Below are 420 nucleotides of genomic sequence, written 5' to 3' on the forward strand. Positions count from 1 at the left end.
GCCTCTGAAAGCCTAGGCATCCGCCATACGCCCTTAACGATTTCTTTCCTATTTTTGGTTACTCAAGCGCTTTATGCGCTCGGTTTTCTCTTTGTGATGTCTTTACCGTTAATGTCAATGATCTTAAATCTATTTCAAGTTTAATTCGCAAATATTGTTTTTGGCTCTATTTGCTTTTTTAAAATTAAACCTTCCACTCTGTGGAGAATAAGGGAGTCGAACCCTTGACCTCCTGCGTGCAAGGCAGGCGCTCTAGCCAGCTGAGCTAATTCCCCGCTAGTAGACTTCAGATTTCAGATCCTAGATCTCAGACTTAAATGTCTGATGTCTTATATCTGATCTCTTCCCGTCTTTTTCAATTAGTAGTCTCGGGCAGGCTCGAACTGCCGACCTCTACATTATCAGTGTAGCGCTCTAACC

At 42.9% G+C, this 420-nt stretch carries 1 tRNA gene; it reads right to left on the reverse strand.

From position 1 onward, the window contains the following. Positions 1-201: 201 nt before the first annotated feature. Positions 202-275, reverse strand: a tRNA-Ala gene (locus BBH99_RS13780). Positions 276-420: the final 145 nt, after the last annotated feature.

Source organism: Chryseobacterium contaminans (assembly GCF_001684955.1).
Lineage (GTDB): Bacteria > Bacteroidota > Bacteroidia > Flavobacteriales > Weeksellaceae > Chryseobacterium > Chryseobacterium contaminans.